This is a genomic window from Streptomyces sp. TLI_146 (assembly GCF_002846415.1).
In the GTDB taxonomy this organism is placed as follows: domain Bacteria; phylum Actinomycetota; class Actinomycetes; order Streptomycetales; family Streptomycetaceae; genus Streptomyces.
Genome location: NZ_PJMX01000001.1, coordinates 968253 through 988257, shown reverse-complemented (window position 1 = coordinate 988257; position 20005 = coordinate 968253). Strand labels below are relative to the sequence as shown.

The 20005-nt window shown below is 72.3% G+C and carries 19 protein-coding genes and 1 pseudogene; 12 read left to right on the top strand and 8 right to left on the bottom strand.

Translation table 11 applies throughout. The features are described 5' to 3' along the window. Positions 1 to 20: 20 nt before the first annotated feature. Complete coding sequence (locus BX283_RS04455) at positions 21 to 1421, bottom strand: RICIN domain-containing protein (protein WP_101386356.1); 1401 nt, start codon at positions 1419 to 1421, stop codon at positions 21 to 23. 226 nt (positions 1422 to 1647) lie between these two features. Between BX283_RS04455 and BX283_RS04450 the strand changes: the two genes are divergently transcribed. The 4 genes and pseudogenes from BX283_RS04450 to BX283_RS40480 all read left to right on the top strand — a co-directional run bounded on the left by BX283_RS04450 (position 1648) and on the right by BX283_RS40480 (position 4445). Continuing rightward, entirely contained in the window at positions 1648 to 3258 is a 1611-nt protein-coding gene (locus BX283_RS04450; protein ID WP_101386355.1) for a phage tail sheath subtilisin-like domain-containing protein, read from the top strand. 80 nt (positions 3259 to 3338) lie between these two features. Then, positions 3339 to 3785 carry a phage tail protein gene (locus BX283_RS04445; protein ID WP_101386354.1) on the top strand — a complete coding sequence of 149 codons (447 nt, stop codon included), beginning with the start codon at positions 3339 to 3341 and terminating at the stop codon, positions 3783 to 3785. After that, positions 3785 to 4290 (top strand): annotated as a pseudogene (locus BX283_RS04440) (hypothetical protein). The gene BX283_RS04445 and the pseudogene BX283_RS04440 overlap by 1 nt, the downstream one beginning before the upstream one ends. Beyond that, a complete protein-coding gene (locus tag BX283_RS40480; RefSeq protein ID WP_180357046.1) occupies positions 4287 to 4445 on the top strand; it encodes a DUF6760 family protein in 159 nt (52 codons plus the stop codon). Before BX283_RS04440 ends, BX283_RS40480 begins: the two are co-directional and overlap by 4 nt. A gap of 2294 nt (positions 4446 to 6739) precedes the next feature. Here the strand turns inward: BX283_RS40480 and BX283_RS04435 are convergent. Then, on the bottom strand, positions 6740 to 7039 hold the full coding sequence (locus tag BX283_RS04435; protein WP_107503668.1) for a hypothetical protein: 300 nt from the start codon (positions 7037 to 7039) through the stop codon (positions 6740 to 6742). A 412-nt stretch (positions 7040 to 7451) separates the two neighbouring features. On the opposite strand from BX283_RS04435, the gene BX283_RS41395 reads away from it, so the two are divergent. The 8 genes from BX283_RS41395 to BX283_RS04395 all read left to right on the top strand — a co-directional run bounded on the left by BX283_RS41395 (position 7452) and on the right by BX283_RS04395 (position 15569). Continuing rightward, the gene (locus BX283_RS41395; protein WP_257581935.1) at positions 7452 to 7961 is read left to right on the top strand and encodes a hypothetical protein; all 510 of its coding nucleotides are present in this window, start codon (positions 7452 to 7454) and stop codon (positions 7959 to 7961) included. A 91-nt stretch (positions 7962 to 8052) separates the two neighbouring features. Further along, positions 8053 to 8475 carry a phage tail protein gene (locus BX283_RS04425; protein ID WP_101386351.1) on the top strand — a complete coding sequence of 141 codons (423 nt, stop codon included), beginning with the start codon at positions 8053 to 8055 and terminating at the stop codon, positions 8473 to 8475. A 47-nt stretch (positions 8476 to 8522) separates the two neighbouring features. Beyond that, positions 8523 to 9260 (top strand): LysM peptidoglycan-binding domain-containing protein, encoded by a 738-nt coding sequence (locus BX283_RS04420; protein WP_101386350.1) that lies wholly within the window; start codon positions 8523 to 8525, stop codon positions 9258 to 9260. Further along, positions 9260 to 11170, top strand: coding sequence for a VgrG-related protein (locus BX283_RS04415; protein WP_101386349.1), 1911 nt, complete (start codon positions 9260 to 9262; stop codon positions 11168 to 11170). Before BX283_RS04420 ends, BX283_RS04415 begins: the two co-directional genes overlap by 1 nt. Before the next feature lie 43 nt (positions 11171 to 11213). After that, entirely contained in the window at positions 11214 to 11684 is a 471-nt protein-coding gene (locus tag BX283_RS04410; RefSeq protein WP_101386348.1) for a GPW/gp25 family protein, read from the top strand. Further along, positions 11684 to 13642 (top strand): putative baseplate assembly protein, encoded by a 1959-nt coding sequence (locus BX283_RS04405; RefSeq protein ID WP_101386347.1) that lies wholly within the window; start codon positions 11684 to 11686, stop codon positions 13640 to 13642. The genes BX283_RS04410 and BX283_RS04405 overlap by 1 nt, the downstream gene beginning before the upstream one ends. Continuing rightward, positions 13639 to 14205, top strand: coding sequence for a phage tail protein (locus BX283_RS04400; protein WP_101386346.1), 567 nt, complete (start codon positions 13639 to 13641; stop codon positions 14203 to 14205). The genes BX283_RS04405 and BX283_RS04400 overlap by 4 nt, the downstream gene beginning before the upstream one ends. Beyond that, a complete protein-coding gene (locus tag BX283_RS04395; RefSeq protein ID WP_101386345.1) occupies positions 14202 to 15569 on the top strand; it encodes a zinc ribbon domain-containing protein in 1368 nt (455 codons plus the stop codon). Before BX283_RS04400 ends, BX283_RS04395 begins: the two co-directional genes overlap by 4 nt. 9 nt (positions 15570 to 15578) lie before the next feature. Here the strand turns inward: BX283_RS04395 and BX283_RS04390 are convergent, their stop codons facing one another. From BX283_RS04390 to BX283_RS04365, 6 genes are all read right to left on the bottom strand, one after another. Further along, on the bottom strand, positions 15579 to 16124 hold the full coding sequence (locus BX283_RS04390; RefSeq protein ID WP_101386344.1) for a GNAT family N-acetyltransferase: 546 nt from the start codon (positions 16122 to 16124) through the stop codon (positions 15579 to 15581). After that, entirely contained in the window at positions 16069 to 16632 is a 564-nt protein-coding gene (locus tag BX283_RS04385; RefSeq protein ID WP_101386343.1) for a hypothetical protein, read from the bottom strand. The genes BX283_RS04390 and BX283_RS04385 overlap by 56 nt, the downstream gene beginning before the upstream one ends. After that, entirely contained in the window at positions 16629 to 16934 is a 306-nt protein-coding gene (locus tag BX283_RS04380) for a hypothetical protein (protein WP_143676379.1), read from the bottom strand. Before BX283_RS04380 ends, BX283_RS04385 begins: the two co-directional genes overlap by 4 nt. A gap of 131 nt (positions 16935 to 17065) precedes the next feature. Continuing rightward, entirely contained in the window at positions 17066 to 18316 is a 1251-nt protein-coding gene (locus tag BX283_RS04375) for a helix-turn-helix domain-containing protein (protein ID WP_257584236.1), read from the bottom strand. 183 nt (positions 18317 to 18499) lie between these two features. Further along, a complete protein-coding gene (locus tag BX283_RS04370) occupies positions 18500 to 19078 on the bottom strand; it encodes a hypothetical protein (RefSeq protein WP_218976508.1) in 579 nt (192 codons plus the stop codon). Positions 19079 to 19291: 213 nt separating this feature from the next. Then, entirely contained in the window at positions 19292 to 19870 is a 579-nt protein-coding gene (locus tag BX283_RS04365; RefSeq protein ID WP_101386341.1) for a dihydrofolate reductase family protein, read from the bottom strand. Positions 19871 to 20005 lie beyond the last annotated feature (135 nt).

Below are 20005 nucleotides of genomic sequence, written 5' to 3'. Positions count from 1 at the left end.
CCCCGACGCCCGGCAGGCTCTCAGCCCTTCGCGGGGTGGATGATCTGCCACTCCTGGTCGTCGGTGTTGCTGCAGTCGAAGAGCGTCAGCCTGGCGCCGACACCGCCGTCGCTGTAGCCCCCGACGTCCAGGCACTTGTTGTTGCTGGCGAAGTTACGGATCCAGTAGGCACCGCTGTCCTGCTTCTGGATCCACCACAGCTGGTTGTCGGCGGTCGTGCCGTCGCAGGTGAACTCGGTGACGCCGGTGCGGACGGGCTGGGCCCCGTAGTAGGGCAGGTCCATGCACAGCTGGTCCTTGACGTTGCGGATCAGGAACAGCGGCGCTCCGCCCGGTCCCCCCTTGGGGTCCGTCACGTCGAGGTCCCAGTTCTGGTTGTCACCGGTCTCGTGGCAGGTCGCCTGCTGGACCGGGCCGTTGAGCTGCCCCTTGTCCCGCCCGGGGAGTTCGGCGCACATCTTGGTGGTGGTGTTGCGCAGCAGGATGTTGGTGGCAGGCACCACGGGCGGCGGGCCGGCCGGCTTCTGGGACGGTGCCGAGCCGCCACCGCCCGTGGAGCCCCCGGCGGGCGGCTGTTGTTTCGCGGGCGGCTCGGCGGCAGTGGGGGAGGCCAGGGGTTTGGGGGCGGCGCTGGGCGGAAGGGTGTTGCCCGCCTGCTGGGTCTGCTCGGTGGCGCTGGTGCGTACCTGCGGTTTGTAGGCGATCCACAGCATCACGAAGGTGATCGCGAGGGCGGTGACGAGGCCGAGGGAGGTCGCCAGCCAGCGGGGCAGGAAGCCGCGCTGCACATAGGTGCCCTGCACCTGGGTGGGCTCGGCTCCGGAGCGGCGTACGGCCAGGGTGAACGGCCGTTCCTCCTTCGAGCCGAACCAGATGATCCGCCGGGGCCTGAGCGCCGTGTCCACGAACGCCGCCCGCCCCGGCTCGATCTGCACGGCGGCCGGTCGGATCTCGTACGTGAGGTGCTCGCCGGTGTCGCTGCCGCTGACCGACGCGGTCACCTTGGTGTTGCCGAGGTTGTCGACCGCGAGTCGGGGCCGTCCGCGAAACCTCCCCTTGACCGTCACCGGTACGAGCTCCGCCCGCACCTCGCTGAACGGCGTGACGGTGAGGTTTCCCTCGGGGACCGTCACGGCCTGTGGGTGTTCGGTCGGGGTGATCCGCACCGCGTACGGGTTCGGCCCGGCGGTGGCGTCAGGGGTGCGCGGCGGGGCGAACGTCAGCTCCACCGTCCCGGTCGTACCCGGGTAGAGGCGCAGGGTCTGCGGCTCCACCGTGGTCCAGGGCGCGGGTCCGCCGACGGGCTCGAAGCGGTATTCGTCCACCACGTCACCGGTGTTGCGCACCCGTAGCCGCACCTGGGTGGTGCTGCCGGGGTCGACGGTCGCGGACGCGGGTTCCAGGGAGGTCCATAGGCTCACACGACGACGCTAGGGGGCTCCTTTCGTGGTGTCAGGAGCCGTTGGGACAGGGTGGGTTGCCCGGTACCACCCGCCGGCTTGCCCTCGCGGCCCACGCGGATGCCGTACGGGCACCGCCAGGGGCAACGGCACTGCCCCCGCACCGGCCCCTGAGGCCGTTTCGGTGGGGGCGGCGCGCAAGTGAGAGTGAGGGGAGTCCTGTCGCGTACCCCGAGGAGTGCAGAGCATGCCGTCCTATCTGTCGCCCGGCGTCTACGTCGAGGAGGTGGCCAGTGGTTCGCGCCCCATCGAGGGCGTGGGCACGTCGGTGGCGGCCTTCGTCGGCCTCGCCCCGACCGGACCGCTCAACGAACCGACCCTGGTGACCAACTGGACCCAGTACGTGGCGGCCTTCGGCGACTTCTCCGACGGCTACTACCTCGCGCACTCCGTGTACGGGTTCTTCAACAACGGCGGTTCCGCCGCGTACGTGGTACGGGTCGGCGGCTCGGCCGACGGCGCCGCCGGGAACGGCCGGGGCGCGGCGTCGGGTCCGGCCGCGGTGGCGGGCACGTCCGCCCCGGCCGCCCTGCCCGCCGCCGAGCCCGCGCAGCTCGGCACGTTCGCCGTGACGGCCACCGCCGCCGGCGCCAACGGCCCGCTGACCGTCGAGGTCGCCGACCCCGAGGGGGAGGGCCCCGCCGAGCGGTTCCGGCTGATCGTCAAGGACGGCGGCAAGCAGGTCGAGACCTTCGACGTGAGCGCCAAGAAGGGCAACCGCTCCTACGTCGTCACGCAGGTCAAGGAGCAGTCCCGGCTGATCACCGTGACGGAGACGGCGCCCTCGGCGCAGCTGGCCCGGCCCGAGAACCAGACGGTGACCCTGCCCGCGCCGCCCGCTCCCGCTCCCGTCGTGGCCCGTGACCCCGGGCCGGACGAGGCCGCACACCCCGGCCCCGCCCACTACCTCGGCGACTCCGCCGACCGCACCGGCTTCGGCGGCCTGGAGGCCATCGACGAGATCTCCATGGTCGCGGTGCCCGACCTGATGGCGGCCTACCAGCGCGGTGCGATCGACCTGGAGGGCGTCAAGGCCGTCCAGCTCGGCCTCATCGCCCACTGCGAGCTGATGGGGGACCGGGTCGCGATCATCGACCCGCCGCCCGGGCAGAACGCCCGCCAGATCCGCGTATGGCGCCAGGAGACGGCCGGTTACGACTCGAAGTACGCGGCGCTGTACTACCCCTGGATCAAGTCCTTCGACCCGGCCTCCGGGCAGTCCCGCCTCATCCCGCCGAGCGGCCACGTCGCCGGCATCTGGGCCCGCAACGACTCCGAGCGCGGTGTGCACAAGGCCCCCGCCAACGAGGTCGTACGCGGCGCCGTGGACCTGGAACTCCAGATCACCCGGGGCGAGCAGGACCTCCTCAACCCCATCGGCGTCAACTGCATCCGGGCCTTCCCCGGTCGCGGGATCCGTGTGTGGGGTGCCCGCACGCTCTCCTCCGACCCGGCCTGGCGCTACCTGAACATCCGCCGGTACTTCAACTACCTGGAGGAGTCCATCCTGATCGGCACCCAGTGGGTGGTGTTCGAGCCGAACGACCACAACCTCTGGGCCCGCATCCGCCGCAACATCTCGGCGTTCCTGGTCAACGAGTGGCGCGGCGGAGCGCTCTTCGGGCAGAGCCCCTCGGAGGCGTACTACGTCAAGTGCGACGAGGAGACGAACCCGCCGGAGTCGGTCGACCTCGGCCGGGTGGTGTGCGAGATCGGCATCGCGCCGGTCAAGCCCGCCGAATTCGTGATCTTCCGCCTTGCCCAGTTCTCCAGCGGCAGCGGGGAGCTGGAGGAGTAGGCCTCGCGGCACCGGATCCCGGTGCCCCCGCGACCGTCGGTCCTCCCCCTTCCCCTTTCCTTTAGAAGGATAGCGAACAGATGTCTCTCCAGCCGGGTGACTCCCTCACCTCACACAATTTCGGGCTCCAGATCGACGGGGTGATGGTCGAGTACCTCGCCGAGGTCAGCGGCCTCAGCCTCGAACAGGACGTCATCAAGTACCCGCAGAACAACGGCGCGACCGGCAAGAGCGAGATCGCCCTGCTGCCGGGCACGCAGAAGGACGGCCAGTGCACCGTCGTGCGCGGTATGACCCAGTCGTCCTCGTTCACCCAGTGGATCAACGACTCCATCAACGGCCGGATGTCCACGGCCCGCAAGAACGCCTCCATCATCCTGATGGACTTCGAGGACAACCCGGTGAAGCGGTACAACCTGCGCAACGCCTGGTGCAGCAAGATCGACGCCAGTTCGGTGAAGGCGGGCGAGGCGGCCGCGCTGACCGAGACCGTCACGATCGTCTTCGAAGAACTGGTCATCGAGTAATGCGGCGTACGACGGCCACGGCCACAGCGCCGGGCGCCGCTCCCATGAGCGCGGCGGCGGGAGAGGTCTACCCCCAGTCGGCTCCCGCCGTCGCTCCCCCGAGCAGCAACCGGCCGAGACGGCTCAGCGGGACCAGCTGCGCACCGAGTTCCCTTTCGAGTTGCCGCGCGGGTACGTCGACGACTCCGGCACGGTGCACCGGGACGGGGTGATGCGCCTGTCCACGGCACGGGACGAACTCGTCCCGTTGCGCGACGTGCGCGTCCAGGAGAACCCGGCGTACCTGTCGGTGGTGCTGCTCGGCCGGGTCATCACCCGGCTCGGCACGCTGGCGATGGTGCACGACGGGATCGTGGAGAACATGTTCGCCTCCGATCTGGCGTTCCTGCAGGACTTCTACCGCCAGATCAACGCCGAGGGCCACACCCGCGCGGCCGTCCGGTGCCCGCACTGCTCGGAACCGTTCGAGGTGGAACTCGGCGGGAGCCGCCTGGGGGAATCGTGACGTACGCGACCGACCGGCTGCACGAGGAGGTCGCGTACGTCGCCTACCACTTCCACTGGAGTCTGGAGGCGATCCTGGACCTGGAGCACCACGACCGCCGCAGGTATACGGAGCAGATCGCGTCCCTGGTGACGCGCGGCGCGGCGGAGGGCTGAGCGGTGGGATTCCTGGACCGGCTGCGGGGCCGTCGCGACGAGCGCGGGGAGGGTGCCGGCGGTTCCGGTGGGGTGGTGCATGCGGTCGCGGGCGCGGTCGCGGCGACGGGCCCCGGCCCGGAGCCGGTCAGTGGCCCGGCGGGCTCGGACGCGCCCACGGCCGTCGCGGCCTGGCCCCACATGCCGCAGATCCAGCGCGCGGTGGGTGGTACGCGGGCGGGGGTCGCGGACGCCGGGTTCGGCGGGCGGCTGCCGACGTGGCAGAACCCGTCGTTCACCGGTGCGCCGTCCCCGGCGGTGCTGGACCCGGCGGCGGGCAGCAGCCTGCTCTCGCGCGCGTTCACCGGCGCGGCAGGGACCCCGGCGGAGCCCGAACAGCCCACGCTGGGTGGCCTGTTGGGCTCACCGGGCAGTGGTCCGGTGGCGCAGCGGATGCCGGTCGCGCCGCTGCGGTCGGTACCGGCGGCGAGCACGCCCTCCGCACCCACGGCGGTGGGGCCGGGCGCGGCCGCCGCACCCATGCCCCGGTCGGTCCAGCGTGCGACACGGACAGGTTCCCCCACGGCACCGGCGAACACACGGCCCCGGGCCACCGGAGGCATTCGAGCGACACCCGCGCCCACTGTTTTGCCCACGCCCCGGCCCACCCTGACCAAGGCTCCGACGGAGGCAGCGGCCGTACAGCGCCGCGCCCTGCCCGCCACCCGGCGGACCACGGTTGCCGAGCCCGGACCTTCCGCAGCGGCACAGCCCACCACCGACGACGACCGAACGGCCCCGGCCTCGCCGAGGCCTGTCCCCGTCGAGCCCGCGACGGGTTCGTCCGCGCCCGCGGGTGTCCCGGCGGAGGCCGGTCGGCCGGTGCAGCGAGCGGTGCCCGAGCAGGGGTCCGGGACCGCCGCGACGGCTGGTGCTGATCCGGTACCTGTGGTGAATCCGTCCGGCGGCCGGGGTGTGCGTGAGGTAGGGGAGCGGGGCGGCCGGGGCGAGGGTGGGGTGCCCGCGCCTGGTCCCGCGCCGACTGCGGGTGGCTCGCGTCCCGATGGGGGGCCCGGCGTGCGTACGTCGGGCGGCGGGAGTGCTGCGCCTGGCTCCGGGCTGGGTGCGTCGCCGGGGGCCCAGGTTGAGGGCGGGGTGCCCGCGCCGACCGTGCGCGGTGCGCGCCGCGATGCGGGATCTGGCGTGCGTACGTCCGGCGGCGGGAGTGCTGCGCCTGGCTCCGGGTTAGGTGCGTCGCCGGGGGCCCAGGTTGAGGGCGGTGTGCCCGCGCGTGGCCCCGCGCCGACTGCGGGTGGTCCGCGTCCCGATGCGGGATCCGGCGCGCGTACGCCCGACGGCCAGACCGCCGCGCCCGGCCCCGGGTTGGGTACTTCACCGGGCGCCCCGGTGCAGCGTTCGGTGCCCGCACGCGGGACCGCGCCGACCGGACCCGGCGCTCGCCCTGCCCCGATACGCCCCGCGAACCCGTCCGGCGGCGGCTCGGCGTCTGCCCCCAACTCTTATACGGCGACGGGCAACCCGGCCGTACAGCGGTCGTCTTCGGCGCAGAGCCCCGCATCGACCTCCCCGACCGGGCCTGCCGAGCCGTCCGACTCCCGCCCCTCTCCGGCGCCCCGGCGTACGCCGACGCCCGCGCCCATGGCCGACCTTGACGGCGTGCTGCCCGACGACGGTCTCGCCGCCGACCGCCCGGCGCCTGCGCCCCGTGCCGGCCGTAAGGCCGACCGCCCCGCCGCCCCCGGGAAGTCCGCCGGGAGCGGGGGCGGCGACGCCGACTCCCCTACTGGGGGACGTGGGGCGCGTGACGCCAGTGGCTCGGCCGGTGCGGGTCCCGACGCGCCGCGTGCACCGATGCCGCCCGCGCCGGTCCAGCGGGCGGTGTCCCCGCAGACGGCTGCGCCGAGCTCCGGCGGGGGAGGGGCGTCCGGCACCGACCGGCCGTCGGGCACCGGGCCTTCGTCAGCCCACCCTGTCGGCCCCCGGAGCCAGTCCGCTCCCGCGTCCGACCCTGCGCCGCTGGGCACCAGGGTCGAAGGGCCGGTGCAGCCGTCTGCGTCGAACAAGCCGTCGGCCCGCGGCCGTTCGCCCCGCGCGACCGGCGGCCTGAAGGACACCGTGCAGCGACAGGCAGAATCCCCCGGCCGCCGACCGGAGCCGACGCAGCCCTCCCTGGAGCAAAAGGCGCGGACGTCACAGACGCGCCGCGCGCCCTCCGCCCCGGATCCGGCGACTTCCGGTACGGCTCCGCACACCGACACTCCCGCCCGCCCCCCGGGCCCCGCGACCCCTCCGGTTCAGCGCTCCACGACGCGCCCGCCCGCAGGCCCCGTCGCCTCCCCAGCCCCTTCGGTTCCGTCGTCGCTCCCGGGCGCCACCCCGTCCACCCCCAGCTCCCAGCCGGGACCGACGACCGGCAACTCCGCCCCCCGCCACTCCACTTCCGTACGCCAGGTCCAGCGCAGCACGTCGGCAGCCCGTGCGGGCCTCGGCGCCCCCGTAGTGTCGAGGTCGGCCGCCACCACCCCGAGCGCGGCCCGCCCCGCCACCCCGCCCGCGAACCCGGCCCCGACTCCCGCCCCAGGACCGGCCGCCACCCCTCCGGCTCCCCTCAGCTCCACCCCGGCCCGTCGCTCCCCCCTCGGCGCCCCCCTCTCCGCCCCGCCCGCCGACACCGCACCGCTTGCCGGGCGGCGTACGTCACCGGGCCCCGGCACCCGTAACGCCAACGGCGGTCCACCCGCGCCGGTCCAGCGAGCCGCCGCACCCACCACCCGCGGTGCGGTGCCGCCGCCCCCCGCACCCGGCATCGCCCCTTCCCTGCCCATGTCGCCCCCGCCGCCCGTCCACCCCGCCCCTGCCACGCCCCCGGCAGCCCCGCTCGCTTCCAGCGGCAACCTCCCCCCGGTCCAACGCGCCCCCGGCGCCCGCCCCGTACTCCCAAAAACCGTGAAAACCGTGCCGCTTCGTCGCCCATCCGCGCCCGGTGCCGTCGGTACCGGGACCCCGTTGCCCGTCACCGGCCTCACTCCGCCCGCGCAGGCACCACCTCACCCGCTCCACTCCGCCCCCGTACCGGCACCGGACTCGGGGGCGCCCGCAGGCAGCAGCTCGGCGCCGACGGTCCAGCGTCTGTTCGGCCGGAGTAGTGGCCGGAGTACCGGCCACAGCATCGGCGCGCTCGCCGCCGCCACGGCGGCCACCGTGGCGGACTCGCTGAGCCACCTGCACGGCTCCTCGACCGGCCACGCCCCGTCGGCCGACCCTCTGCCGTCGTACAGCGCGACACCGGATGACGGCCTGCCCTCCTACGCAGCCGCCACCGCGTCTTCGGCGGCGGCTGACCCGCCACCCGGGTACGCAGCCGTGCCCGCGGGCGGGTTCGACCCGCGCGCGCTCTCCGAGTTCCAGCTCGACGCGCTGGTGCACCGGATCATCGGGCGGATCACCCGCCTGATCCGTACCGAACTGCGTATGGACCGGGAGCGGATCGGCCGGCTCCGCGATCCCCGCCCCTGACCGGTCAGACCGCACCAGCGAAACGGCCTCGGCCCCGAAGCAACACGAAAGAAACGGCCTCGGCCACGACAGAACAGAAAGGCTCACCCCGATGCCCCGTCAGGACCCGGGCTCCACCATCTGGTTCACCCTCGCCATCGACGGCGAGAGCCTCGGCTACTTCAACGGGTGCCAGGGCCTGTCGTCCCAGGTGGAGATCGAGCACCGGCAGGAGGGCGGCAACAACGGCTTCGTGTGGGCGCTGCCCACCCGCGTCACTTTCTCCACCATCCGGCTGACCCGCCCCCTCACCCCGGACACCACCAAGGTCGCCAAGTGGATCTCCTCCGTACAGACCGGGATCAAGCGACCCACCGCCCAGATCACGGCGCTGCGGGCGGACGGGTCGCAGGTCGCCCGCTGGGGGCTGATCGACGTCCTGCCCGTCAGCTGGCAGGGACCGACGCTCGACCCGGCGAGTCCGGCCGTCGCCACGGAGGTGTTGGAGATCGCCCACCACGGCTTCACCGACTGACGGCGGCCCGAGGGCCCACAGGACGCAGGACCGCAGAGGAAGAGAGCATGGCCAAGAGCAGCAAGAGCGCGGGCGGCAAGGGCGCGGGCAAGAGCCTGGTACGCGCCACCCTCGCCATCCACGAGCCCCCGCTCGGTACCAGCACCACGCCCGGCGGGCTGATCGAGACGTTCGACTTCGACTTCAACCCCGCGCAGCTCTCCCTCAGCCGCCGCGCCCAGTGGCACGTCACGGTGGCCCCCGCCGTACGGGACGGTTCCAAACCGGAGTTCCTGGGCCCGGAGGCCCGCGAGATGAGCTTGGAGATCTTCCTCGACTCCTCCGACGAGCCGACCGGCGACACGGTCCTGAAGAAGGTGGAGACGCTGCTGAGCTGCTGCGAGACCACGGACACGAGCATCTTCGCCGACCAGCCGTCACCGCCCTGGGTGGTCTTCGAGTGGGGGTCGTTCTCCACGGCCCGGTTCACCGCGTACGTCTCCTCCGTCGAGGCCTCGTACACGCTGTTCGGCACCACGGGTGTTCCCATCCGCGCCACCTGCCAGATGCGGCTGCACGAGATCCCCTCCAAGACGAAGCGGCAGAACCCGACCTCGGGCGCGCTCACCGCGCGGCGGGTGCACCGGGTCGTCGCCGGGGACACGCTGCCGTCGCTGGCCTGGCGCGAATACGGAGACGCCACCGTTTGGCGTGCGATCGCCGAGGCGAACGGCATCGACGACCCGTCCCGGCTCGGGTCCGGCACCGAACTCGTCCTGCCGGCCGCCGAGGAGGTGCGCGTCTGATGGTGCAGCCCGCGTTCTCCACTCTCATCCATGTCACCATCGGCGGCAAGGAACTGCCCCCGGACGTCGCCCCGTTGCTCGTCGACGGCTGGGTCGACCAGGGGGCCGGGGTGCCCGCCGCGTTCCGGCTCACCTTCCGCGACCCCGGCCGGCTGGTCCTGGACAAGCTGAAGGTGCAGTTCGGCACCGAGGTGGTGCTGACGCCCATCGCCGACGGCCGGGGCAAGGGCGACCCGCTCCTGACAGGAGAAGTGACCGGCCTGGAGGCCGACTTCGAGGGCACCGGCACGTACACGGTCGTCCGCGGCTACGACTACGGCCACCGTCTGATGCGCCAGCGCCGGGTCGTCGCCTACCGCAACCAGCTGGCGTCCGACATCGCCCGCACGCTCGCCGTCCAGGACGGGGTGCGGATCGGCAAGATCCAGTCGACGGACACGCTGTACGAGTTCATCAGCCAGCCCAACGTCACCGACTGGGACTTCCTCGCCCGGCTCGCCGACGAGAACCAGATGGTGATGTCGCTGGATGCCGAGGGGCGTTTCCAGTTCGTCAAGCCGAAGGCGTCCTCCGGGGCGCCCTCGCCCCGGGCCGACAGCGACACGAGCCCGTTCGTCCTGCGGGCCAAACGCGACATCCTGCGGCTGCGGGCCGCGGTCACCGCCGCCGACCAGGTGGGCAAGGTCGAGTCGCGCGGCTGGAACGTCACCACCAAGAAGAGGATCAAGGAGACCCAGAACGTCAGCACCGACACGGGCATCACCATCGGCACCACCCCGGGCCGGATCGCGAAGAGGTTCAAGGCCACCCGGCGCGTCGAGACCGGTGTGCCCTACGACAAGCAGGCCGAGGTCCGGCACGCCGCCGACGCCCTCGCCTCCGACGTCACCTCGTCGTTCGCCGAACTGGAGGTGGCCGTCCGGGGCAACCCCAAGCTGCGGCCCGGCGTGCCGGTGGCGCTCTCCCGGGTCGGCAGGCCCTTCGAGGGCAAGTACACCGCGACCTCGGTCCGGCACGTCTTCGGCGACGGCAAGCACTACGAGTCCTGGGTGACCGTCAGTGGACGCCAGTGGCGTTCCCTGTACGGACTGGCGTCCGGCGGGACGGGCGCGGAGGCTTCGGGGGCGCGGCTGCCCGGTGTCGTCAACGCCGTCGTCACCGACGTACAGGACCCCCTTGAGCAGGGCAGGGTCAAGCTCACCTTCCCGTGGCTGGACGACTCGTACGTCAGCGACTGGGCGCGCAGCGTGCAGTTGGGGGGCAAGGGCGGCGGGGGTGTCTTCCCCATGGACGTGGGCGACGAGGTGCTCGTCGCCTTCGACCGGGGCGCCCTGGACCACCCGTTCGTGATCGGCGGGCTCTACAACGGCCGCGACAAACCGACGGCGAACGACGTGCCCCTGCACCACGGGCTGAAGAAGCAGGCCACCCGGCACACCCTGTCCGACCGGAAGGGCAACCGTGTCGACCTGCTCAGCCAGCAGAGCGGCGGACGCAAGCAGGGTGTGCTGGTCGCCACCGGCGACGACAAGCTGACCATCAACCTCGACCGCACCGAGACCGAGATCACCGTGGACAGTGCGGGTGCCGTCACCATCAAGGGCGGCCGTTCGGTGTCGGTGCGGGCGGGCACCGACCTGACGCTGAGCGCCCGGCGCAACGTGACCATCAGAAGCGGCGGAGCGCTCAGCATGCAGGGCAGCGGCCTGGTCAGCGTCAGATCCCTCGGCGGCGCGGTCGGCATCTCGGCGTCGGGCCTCGTCGACGTCAAGGCGGGCGCCGCCGCCATGTTCACCGCCGGCGCCGGATTGATGATCAACTCCACCGCCAACGTCGGCATCCGGGCCGCCACGCTCCTGCTCCAGGGCGCGGTGATGGTGAACGGCAAGCCCTACCCCCTGCCGTCGTGACAGCGACTCGGGCAGTTCCCAGGAAAGAGAGGGCGATTCCCTGATGGCCGAACAGTTCGTCGGGTCCGGCTGGGCGTTCCCCCTGCGCATCGGGCCCACCGGCGGCATCGCCCTGGTCAGCGGCGAGCGCGAGGTGGAGGAGGCCATCCGGCTGGTGCTGGCCACCTCGCCGGGGGAGCGGCCGATGCGCCCCGAGTTCGGCTGCGCCATCCACGACCTGGTCTTCGCGCCGGTCAACGAGCAGACCGCGGGCCGCATCCAGCACGAGGTCCTGATCAGCCTCGACCGCTGGGAGCCGCGCATCGAGGTCCATGACGTGGAGGTCACCGCCGGCGCCGAGCAGAGCGTGCTGTACATCGACGTCCGCTACTCGATCCGCGGCACCAACAACCCGCGCAGCCTCGTCTTCCCGTTCTACGTCATCCCCTCCCACGAGGAGCCCGGAGTGCCGGGTCCCTCGGACGGTCCCGGCGGACCGGCCGGCCCCGGCACCCTCCCCGAAAGCGAACACTGATGTCCCTGCCCTCTCCCAACCTCGACGACCGCCGCTTCCAGCAGTTCGTCGACGACGCCAAGCGCTACATCCAGCAGCGCGCCCCCGAGTGGACCGACCACAACGTCTCGGACCCTGGCGTCACCCTCATCGAGACGGTCGCGCACATGGCCGACCAGATCGTCTACCGCCTCAACCGGGTCCCGGAGAAGAACCACCTCGCCTTCCTCGACCTGGTCGGCATCACCTTGTTCCCGCCGGGCGCGGCCCGTACCGACGTCACCTTCTGGCTGTCCGCACCGCAGGAGGAGCCCATCTCCGTGCCGATGGGCACCGAGGTCTCCACCACGCGCACCGAACGCGACGAGGCCGTCGTCTTCGCCACCGAGCGCGATCTGACCGTCGTCCCGTGCGCGCTGGACCGCCTGGTGGTCCAGCACCACGGCGAGCCCGTCGCCGACCGCACCGCCGACCTCGTCGAGGGCCGGGACCTGGCGTGCTTCGCCGAGTCGCCCCGGCCCGGCGACTGTCTGCTCCTGGGTCTCACCGCCGCCGTCCCGCACTGCGCCCTCGCGCTCGAACTCGACAGCCGCGTGGACGGCGTCGGCGTCGATCCCCGTCAGCCGCCGCTGGTGTGGGAGGCGTGGACCGAGGACGGCTGGCGGCCCTGCGAGGTCGACCGCGACGGCACCGGCGGCCTCAACCGGCCCGGCGACATCGTCCTCCACGTCCCCGGCGGCCACGTCCTGTCCCGCACCGGCGGCCAGGAGGCCGGCTGGGTGCGCTGCCGCGTCACCGACCCCCGGCCCGGCCAGCCCTTCTACACCACCACGCCCACCGTCCGCTCCGCCGAGGCGTACACCATCGGCGCCACCACCCGGGCCGTGCACGCCGAAACGGTGTACGACGAGGCCCTCGGCGAATCCACCGGCCTGCCCGGCCAGCGCCTGCGCCTGGCCCACACCCCCGTCGTCGCCGACGACCCGCCCCTGCTGCTCCAGACCGCCGCGCACGACGGCTGGCAGGACTGGAAGGTCGTCCCCCACTTCGCCGCCTCCCGCCCCGACGACCGGCACATCACCCTGGACGCCGCCACCGGCGAGATCGCCTTCGGCCCCGCCGTCCGCGAACCCGACGGCAGCCTGCGTCAGTACGGAGCCGTCGCCGCCAAGGGCGCCGTGGTCCGCGCCCGCCGCTACCGCACCGGCGGCGGCCGGTCCGGCAACGTGGCCCGCGGCGCCGTCCAGGTGCTGCGCACCTCCATCCCGTACGTCGCCGAAGTCGTCAACCGCGAGGCGGCCCGCGGCGGCGTCGACGGCGAGACGGTCGAGGAGGCCAAGCTCCGGGCGCCCATCACCCTGCGCGCCCAGGACCGGGCCGTCACCTTGCGCGACTACGAGGAACTCGCCCGCCGCGCCGCCCCCGAGACCGCCCGCATCACCTGCCTGGAGGGCGAGGAGGGCGAACACGGCGCCTACGCGGTACGAGTCGTGGTCGTCCCGCAGGCCGTCCCCGACCCCGGCGGCCGCCTCCGCTTCGAGCAGCTCGTGCCCGGCGACGACCTGCTCGGCCGCATCACCCGCCACCTCGACGAACGCCGCCTCATCGGCACGCGCCTGGCCGTCGGCCCGCCCTACTACCAAGGCGTCACGGTCGTCGCCACCGTGCACGCCTTCCGGGGTACCGACACCGACCGCGTACGCCGCCAGGCCCACGACGCCCTCTACCGCCACCTCGACCCGCTCACCGGCGGCGCGGACGGCCGCGGCTGGCCCTTCGGCCGCCCGGTGCAGTCCGGCGAGGTCTTCGCCGTCCTGCAACGCGTCCCCGGTGTCGAACTCGTCGACGAGGTCGTCCTGCACCCCGCCGACCCCCTCACCGGCAAACGCGGCGACCCCACCGACCGCATCGACCTCGACGCCCCGTCCCTCGTCTTCTCCTACGACCACCGTGTGCGTGTCATCGGGGACGGAGCATGAGCGGCGGCAGGGGCTCCGTCGACGGCCTGGGTTCCTCCGCGCCCATCGGTGCCATGCTCCCGGCCGTGTTCGCCGACGACGACCTCGCCCAGCGCTTCGTCGCCGGGCTCGACGACGTCCTCGCCCCCATCCTCAACGTCCTCGACTGCCTCGACACCTACTTCGACCCCGCCCTGACCCCCGCCGACTTCGCCCAGTGGCTCGGCACCTGGGTCGGCGCCGAGACCGACGGCACCGAGCCCGAGCCGCGGCTGCGCGCCGCCGTCGCCGCGGCCGCCGCTCTGCACCGGGTACGCGGCACCCGGCGGGGCCTCGAAGAGGCGATACGACTCGTGTTCGGCGTGACGCCCGACATCACCGAGAGCGGCGGCGCCAACTGGAACGCGCGCCCTCTGGGCCCGTTCCCCGGCACCTCGCGCCCGCACCTCCACGTCACGCTCCGGCTGCCCGCCCCCGTCCCGGCCGACATCCACCGCCTGGACACCCTCGTCGCCGCGGCCCGCCCCGCCCACATGCCGTACACCGTCGAAGTAACCACCGCTGAAAGGACACCGCAGCGATGACCACGCAGCACTGCGCCGAGTGCGGAACCCGCGCGGAACCGGGCCAGTCCTTCTGCGACTCCTGCGGCGCCGTACTCGGCTGGGACCGGGCAGGCGCCCGGACGTCCAGCCCCGCGGCCGCCGCCGTCCCCCGGGAGGCCGCGGACCACTCCGGCCCGCGCGCCGCCGGTGGCTCGGCGCCCGCCCGACGGGGGATGCCGGACTCGGCACCCGCCACCGACGCGACCGTGGATGGGCGCGACCGCCCCGCCACCGACGCGACGGCGGACGGAGGCAACCGCCCCGCCACCGTCGGGAACACACCACCCGCTCCCGGCGCGGGTGACACCGCGCCCACCGTCCCGGTGGCTCCCGTCCCGGCATCGGGCACCGGCGTGGACGCGCCGGACAACTCACCGGGCAGCTCGCCGGACAGTTCACGGGACTATTCACGGGAACGTTCACGGGACAGTTCCCCGGAGAGCGACCGCGCCCGCTCCCTGCTCGTCCCTGTCGCCGACCCGGACACTTCCAGCGCTGCCCCGCCGCCCGCCGTCGTGCCCGTGCTGCCCGGCCGCCCCGACGCCGACCGTCCGCAGGTCCGTGGCCCCGGCTTCAGCGAGGACATCGGCAACGGCCCGCCGTGCCGCTGGTGCGCCACCCCCAACCGCACCGACCGGCACTTCTGCGTCCGCTGCGCGATGCCGCTCGCGGGCGAGGACGCCGCCGCGCAGCCCCCGGGCCGCCGTCCCTGGTGGCGCCGCCTCTTCGACCGGCAGCGGGACACCCCCTGGGCCGGTGAACGGCCGCCGCTGCGCCGCGTGTTCGACCGCATCGGCACCTGGGTGGCCGCCGCGGTCGCCCTGACCCTCGTCGTCCTCGCCGTCATCTTCGTCCCCGACGGCGTCCAGGCCGGGCGCGACCACTTCGCCAAGCGCGCCCCGGTCGCCCCGGACGGCTTCCGGGCCTCCCACTCCTACCCCGGGCACCAGCCGACGCTCGCCTTCGACAAGCGGAGCAACACCTGGTGGGGGCCCGGTGTGTCGCAGTCCGGCCAGGGCGAGTGGCTCGAAGCCACCTTCGCCGAGCCCACCCGCCTCCTGGACGTGATCATCACCCCCGGCGTTTCGGCCCGCGCCGACAAACTGGGCGCGTCGGCGCTGCCGCACCGCATCAAGGCGACGGTGACGTTGAAGGACGGGAAGACCACGACCCGCGACATCACCCTCGACCAGGGCGCGGGCGGCCAGCGCCGCTCCTTCCGCGTCGGCGAGGCCGTCAAGGTCCGCTTCACCATCGAGTCGGCCTACGCGGCCTCGGGCGACAAGCAGGTCGCCGTCGCGGAAGTCGAGTTCTTCGGCCGCTCCAGCTCGAACAGCATCTGACGGAAAGGATCAGGGTGTGGCGGGGTCTGGCGCCAGCGACCGCTGGAACCAGGCCACGTCCCAGAACTTCCTGAACTTCCGCCCGACTTCCCGGTACACCCCCACGGGATGGAACCCGAAGCGCAGATGGAGCCGCTGCGACGCCTCGTTGGGCAGGGCTATACCGGCGAGGGCCTGGCGTACGTCCTCGTGCGCGAGCACCTCGAAGAGCGAGGCGTACAGCAGACCGCCCACGCCGCGCCCCACTTGCTCGGGCGCCACGTACACGCTGGTCTCGACGGAGGTCTCGTACGCCTGCTTCGGGCGGAACGGGCTGCTGGTCGCGTAGCCGAGGACCTTTCCCCCCTCCTCGGCCACGAGAAGCCGGTGCCGGCCGTGATCGGGGTGGGACGCGAGCCAGGGGCGACGCTGCTCGGCGGTGAACGGCTCGATGTCGAAGGTGATCGGGGTCGAGACGACGTAATGGTTGTAGATACGGGTCAACTCTTCCAGGTCGTCCTCACCACCGGCCCGAATCCGCGCACTCACGCTTGCCCCTTCCACCTCGCTGGTCATCGGGCGACCATAGCCAGGGAGCGTTACGCGCTTGTTTCCCTGGATCCTTGTTCGTCCTCGCCCCCTGCTTCTCGCGGCTCCACGCCTGCAGCGTGCGTTCCCGCTCCGCGAGGCCGAGGGCGGCGAGCTCCTCGTCGGTCGGCTTGGCCGACGCAGTCGGGGAGCAGCGTCTGCTCGGTCCTGGTCTTCTGTCGCAGCCTGTCCTGCCCGTCCGCCAGTTGTCGCCTGTACCAGGCGGGACGAGGGCGTAGTAGCAGACGCCGACGCCGTAGGCGTCGTGGATGACCGCCCCGTTCTCCAGGGTTTCGGCGAGGAACGCGCCGACGGCCTCCGGGGCATCACCACCTGCCGCCGCGTGGACGACCTCGGCGGGCAGCCGGATCGCGTCGAATTTCTCGCCGGTCGGCAAGAGAACGATACCCACGTCGAACTCGCGCCGGGCCTGCGACGGCAGGCGGTGCGCGGAGGCGAGCCAGTCAGTGATTGCCTTGCTGGCTCGGCTCTTCACCGCGTCACCTCAGTGGGCTGGGGGTAGCAGAGGAACGCGGCGGCAGCGCGACTGCGGAGAGGCAGCGCCACGGTGAGGTGAGCTGCCGACGGCGTCACCACACCCTGGACCCGCGCGTCCTCCATGAGCCTCAGCACGCGCCGCAGGCCGGGCCGCTGTCCCACGGGGCGATCCTGCGGCCCGACGTCGTGCAGAGCGGCCGTCACCGTCCACGCCCGAGACGTGGCGTACTCGCGCAGTTCGTCCAGCGTCGCGTCGGGTTCGGTACCGTCTGGGACACAGGCGTACAAGGCGACGCTCACGCGGCTGTCGCCTCTGCCGGTTCCGATGGGAATAGCGAACACGGTGAGTCCCTGTCGTCGTCGGTGGTCTGGTCGATGACGAACGTAGGGGCGGGTCAGTGAAGTTGAGGACACTGATTGTGTCCCCTTGCTCACGCGGCGAGCAGGCCGATCTTCAGTGCGAGTTCGGACGCTCGGCGCCGGCGGGCACTGACCTTCGACTCCGTCTCCTCAAGAATGATCGACTTCGCGTAGCCGTTGTACCGGATCGTCTCCGGCGCCGCTTCGTACGCCTTGTCCAGCGTCGCGATCGCCACGTCCGGCTGTCCGTCGAGCCGGAAGCCCCGAGCCTCCTCGATCCGATGCCGGGCCCTGCGCGGCCGCGACGGGATCGTGGTGGTGTCCGCGCGCGCGGCTTGCCTCACCGACTCCGGGCCCGCGTGCAGCTCGACCGCCACTGTCACGGCATGCGCACCCATGATGGCCTGCGAAAAACTGGTCACGGGGTGGAAGTAGTCGCCCGGTAGCCGTCCGGCCATGTCCCGCGCCGTGTCCCAGTATCGCCACGCCGTCCCCGTGTCGCCCCGGCGCGCCGCCGTATACCCGGCCTCGAACGTGAGGGCTCCAGCGATGGCCAGGACAGGATCAGCCGCGTCCGGCAGCTGAGGTGCCAAGTACCGCAGGGCTTCGAGGGTGACCGCGTCAGCCGCGTCGTAGTGCCCCGGCCCGGAGTCGCGGTGAGCCTGTGCCATCAGCCAGGCTGCGACGCCCACCGCATGGGGGTTGTCGCTCTGTTGGGCTGCGACCATGCCGCGCTCGGCGATGCGCCACAGCAGGCTGCTGTCGGGCTGGTAAGCCACGAAGAACTGAGCCAGCGAGTAGACCTCGGCCAGCACCGCCTGGGCAGCGCGCCACTCGGCGGACTGCTGTGCCTGGCGCACCCTGAGCTGAGCGTCTTCGATGAGGCTCGGTAGCAGCTCGCCGATGACTTCGCGGTGGTTCGGGGCCGAGTGCCGTTCCGCCCAGGCGCGTTCGAGGCGAGCGCGGAGGTGTTCGGCGGGCGGGGCCTCCCGGCTTGTGCTCAGAGGATACGAGTCGATCGCGGCCCGGACCGCGGCGAGGCGTGGATGTCCGGGGCCGATGAACAGGTTCACGTGCCTGTCCGGGCGCCCGGAGAGGTCGGCGAGGTCCCGGACTCGGAGGGCTTCGGCGATGAGCATGACCATTTCCAGGCCCGGCGCCTGAAGTTGGCCGTTCTCGATCCGCTTCACCCAGGAAGCCGACATGCCGACGAGACCGGCCAGAACAGTTCGGCTCATGCCTCGACGCTCGCGGAGGATCTGCATTCTCTGGCCGAACTTCAAAGGGTCGACGTACGGGTCCGGAGTTGCATCAGATGACACGGCCATGCCTTTCATCTCCGCGCAGCAAGTCACTTCACAGGGTATGGGGCGAGGCCCTTCTCGTGTGAGCCACTCATCAGGCAGGACGAACGCGCACGCTCGCATGCGTATGTGGAGGGCCCACGCGCATGATCGAGTCCTGGCTCCCGGGCGCGCAGCGCCGTACCGCCGCGCCCGAACCGCTCAGCGCTGGCTGTTCAGGAAGCCGATCGTCACCGCGCCCCACCAGGCCCCCTGGGAAACGGCTGCTGTCACAGCGCTGCGGACCAACAGCGAGGGGCCGACCGGGTCGCCGTCGACGGCGGTCAGGCGGCGGTGCAGGGCCGACGCCTGGACACCGTTGAGCGCGAGCAGAAGAACAAGGCCGAGCTTGACGCACGTGAGCGGTGAACCGAGATCGGGATGCAGGAAGGCACCGCTGAAGAGCAGGCCGCCGAGACCTGCCCACACCGGGACGTGCAAGGGCCCCGTGAAGTCGAGTACCTCGCGGAGCGTCTTGCGGCCCGTGAGCCACAGGGCACCGTAGTAATCGACGGCGAGGACCGCACCGAAGCCCAGGACCAGGCAAGCGAGGTGGACGAAAAGGGCCGCGGTGTGAAGCGTGGCGTCGGCTTGCAGGTGCAAGGCGATCCACGTCGTGGCCGCCCAGCCGGCGCATACCGCGAGGGACGCCGCCGCGGTCCGACACCAGTGGGGAAGCTGGAGCAGTTCTGCTTCCCGTCCGGGTCTGTGGGGGGTCGCGGGGGCGTCGGCGGCGGACATGGTTGCTCCAGGGATCTTCTGCAGGCACGCTCGCACCAGCAATCGGTGAGCGAAGGTAAGGCTGGCCTAAGCGTCGATGGTCGTCAAGGTGACCGTCCGCACAGTGGTCACAGCACCCCGCAGTCGTCGGTATGTCGGTCGGCGGGAGCCTCCGTCAGGTTCAGGGTCAGGTTCAGGTTCGGCTGATCGGCGGGGTCGATTACGTCGATGGACTCAGGCGTGCAGGGTGGGCCGGTAGATGAGCTCCTGGATATGGCCGTCGAGCGTCCGGTGCTCGATCAGTTCGAGGTCGAAGTCGGCCGCACCCTGGAAGATCGGGTCCAGCCCCGTCTTCCCCGTGATCACGGGGAAGAGCGTCACCTGGACGCGGTCGACCAGCCCGGCCGCCATGAGAGCCCGGTTCATCGACAGACTGCCGTGCGAGCGCAGCGGTACCGCGGACTCCTGCTTGAGCCGGGCGACGACATCGACGGCGTCGCCGCTCACGACGTTCGCGTCCGGCCAGTCGAGGGGCTCCTCCAGCGTGGTCGACACCACCGTGGCCGGCAGGCTCCTCATCCGTGTGACCCAGGGGTCACGTACATCGGACTCCTCGGTGCTCGCGGCCAGCATCTGCGCGAACGCGCGATACGTGTTGGCCCCGAAGACCATCCGCTGCTCCTCGTCGTACAGGGCGAGGCGGCGGTCCAGGAGCTCGGGGCCCTGCTTGCCCCAGTAGCCGGTCCAGTCGCCGCCGGCGCCGCCGAAGCCGTCGAGGCTGGAAAAGACGTCGAACGTGTAGGTGGCGGACATGACGCTCTCCTTGAGTGCGGTTGATCGTGTCTGCCGATAGAGACCGGAACCCACGGCGAAACTCATCGCCGGTGGCCGGGCTCCTGGAGCGGGCCACCGACGTCCGGCCCGCCCGCCATGTCGGCGGACGGGCCG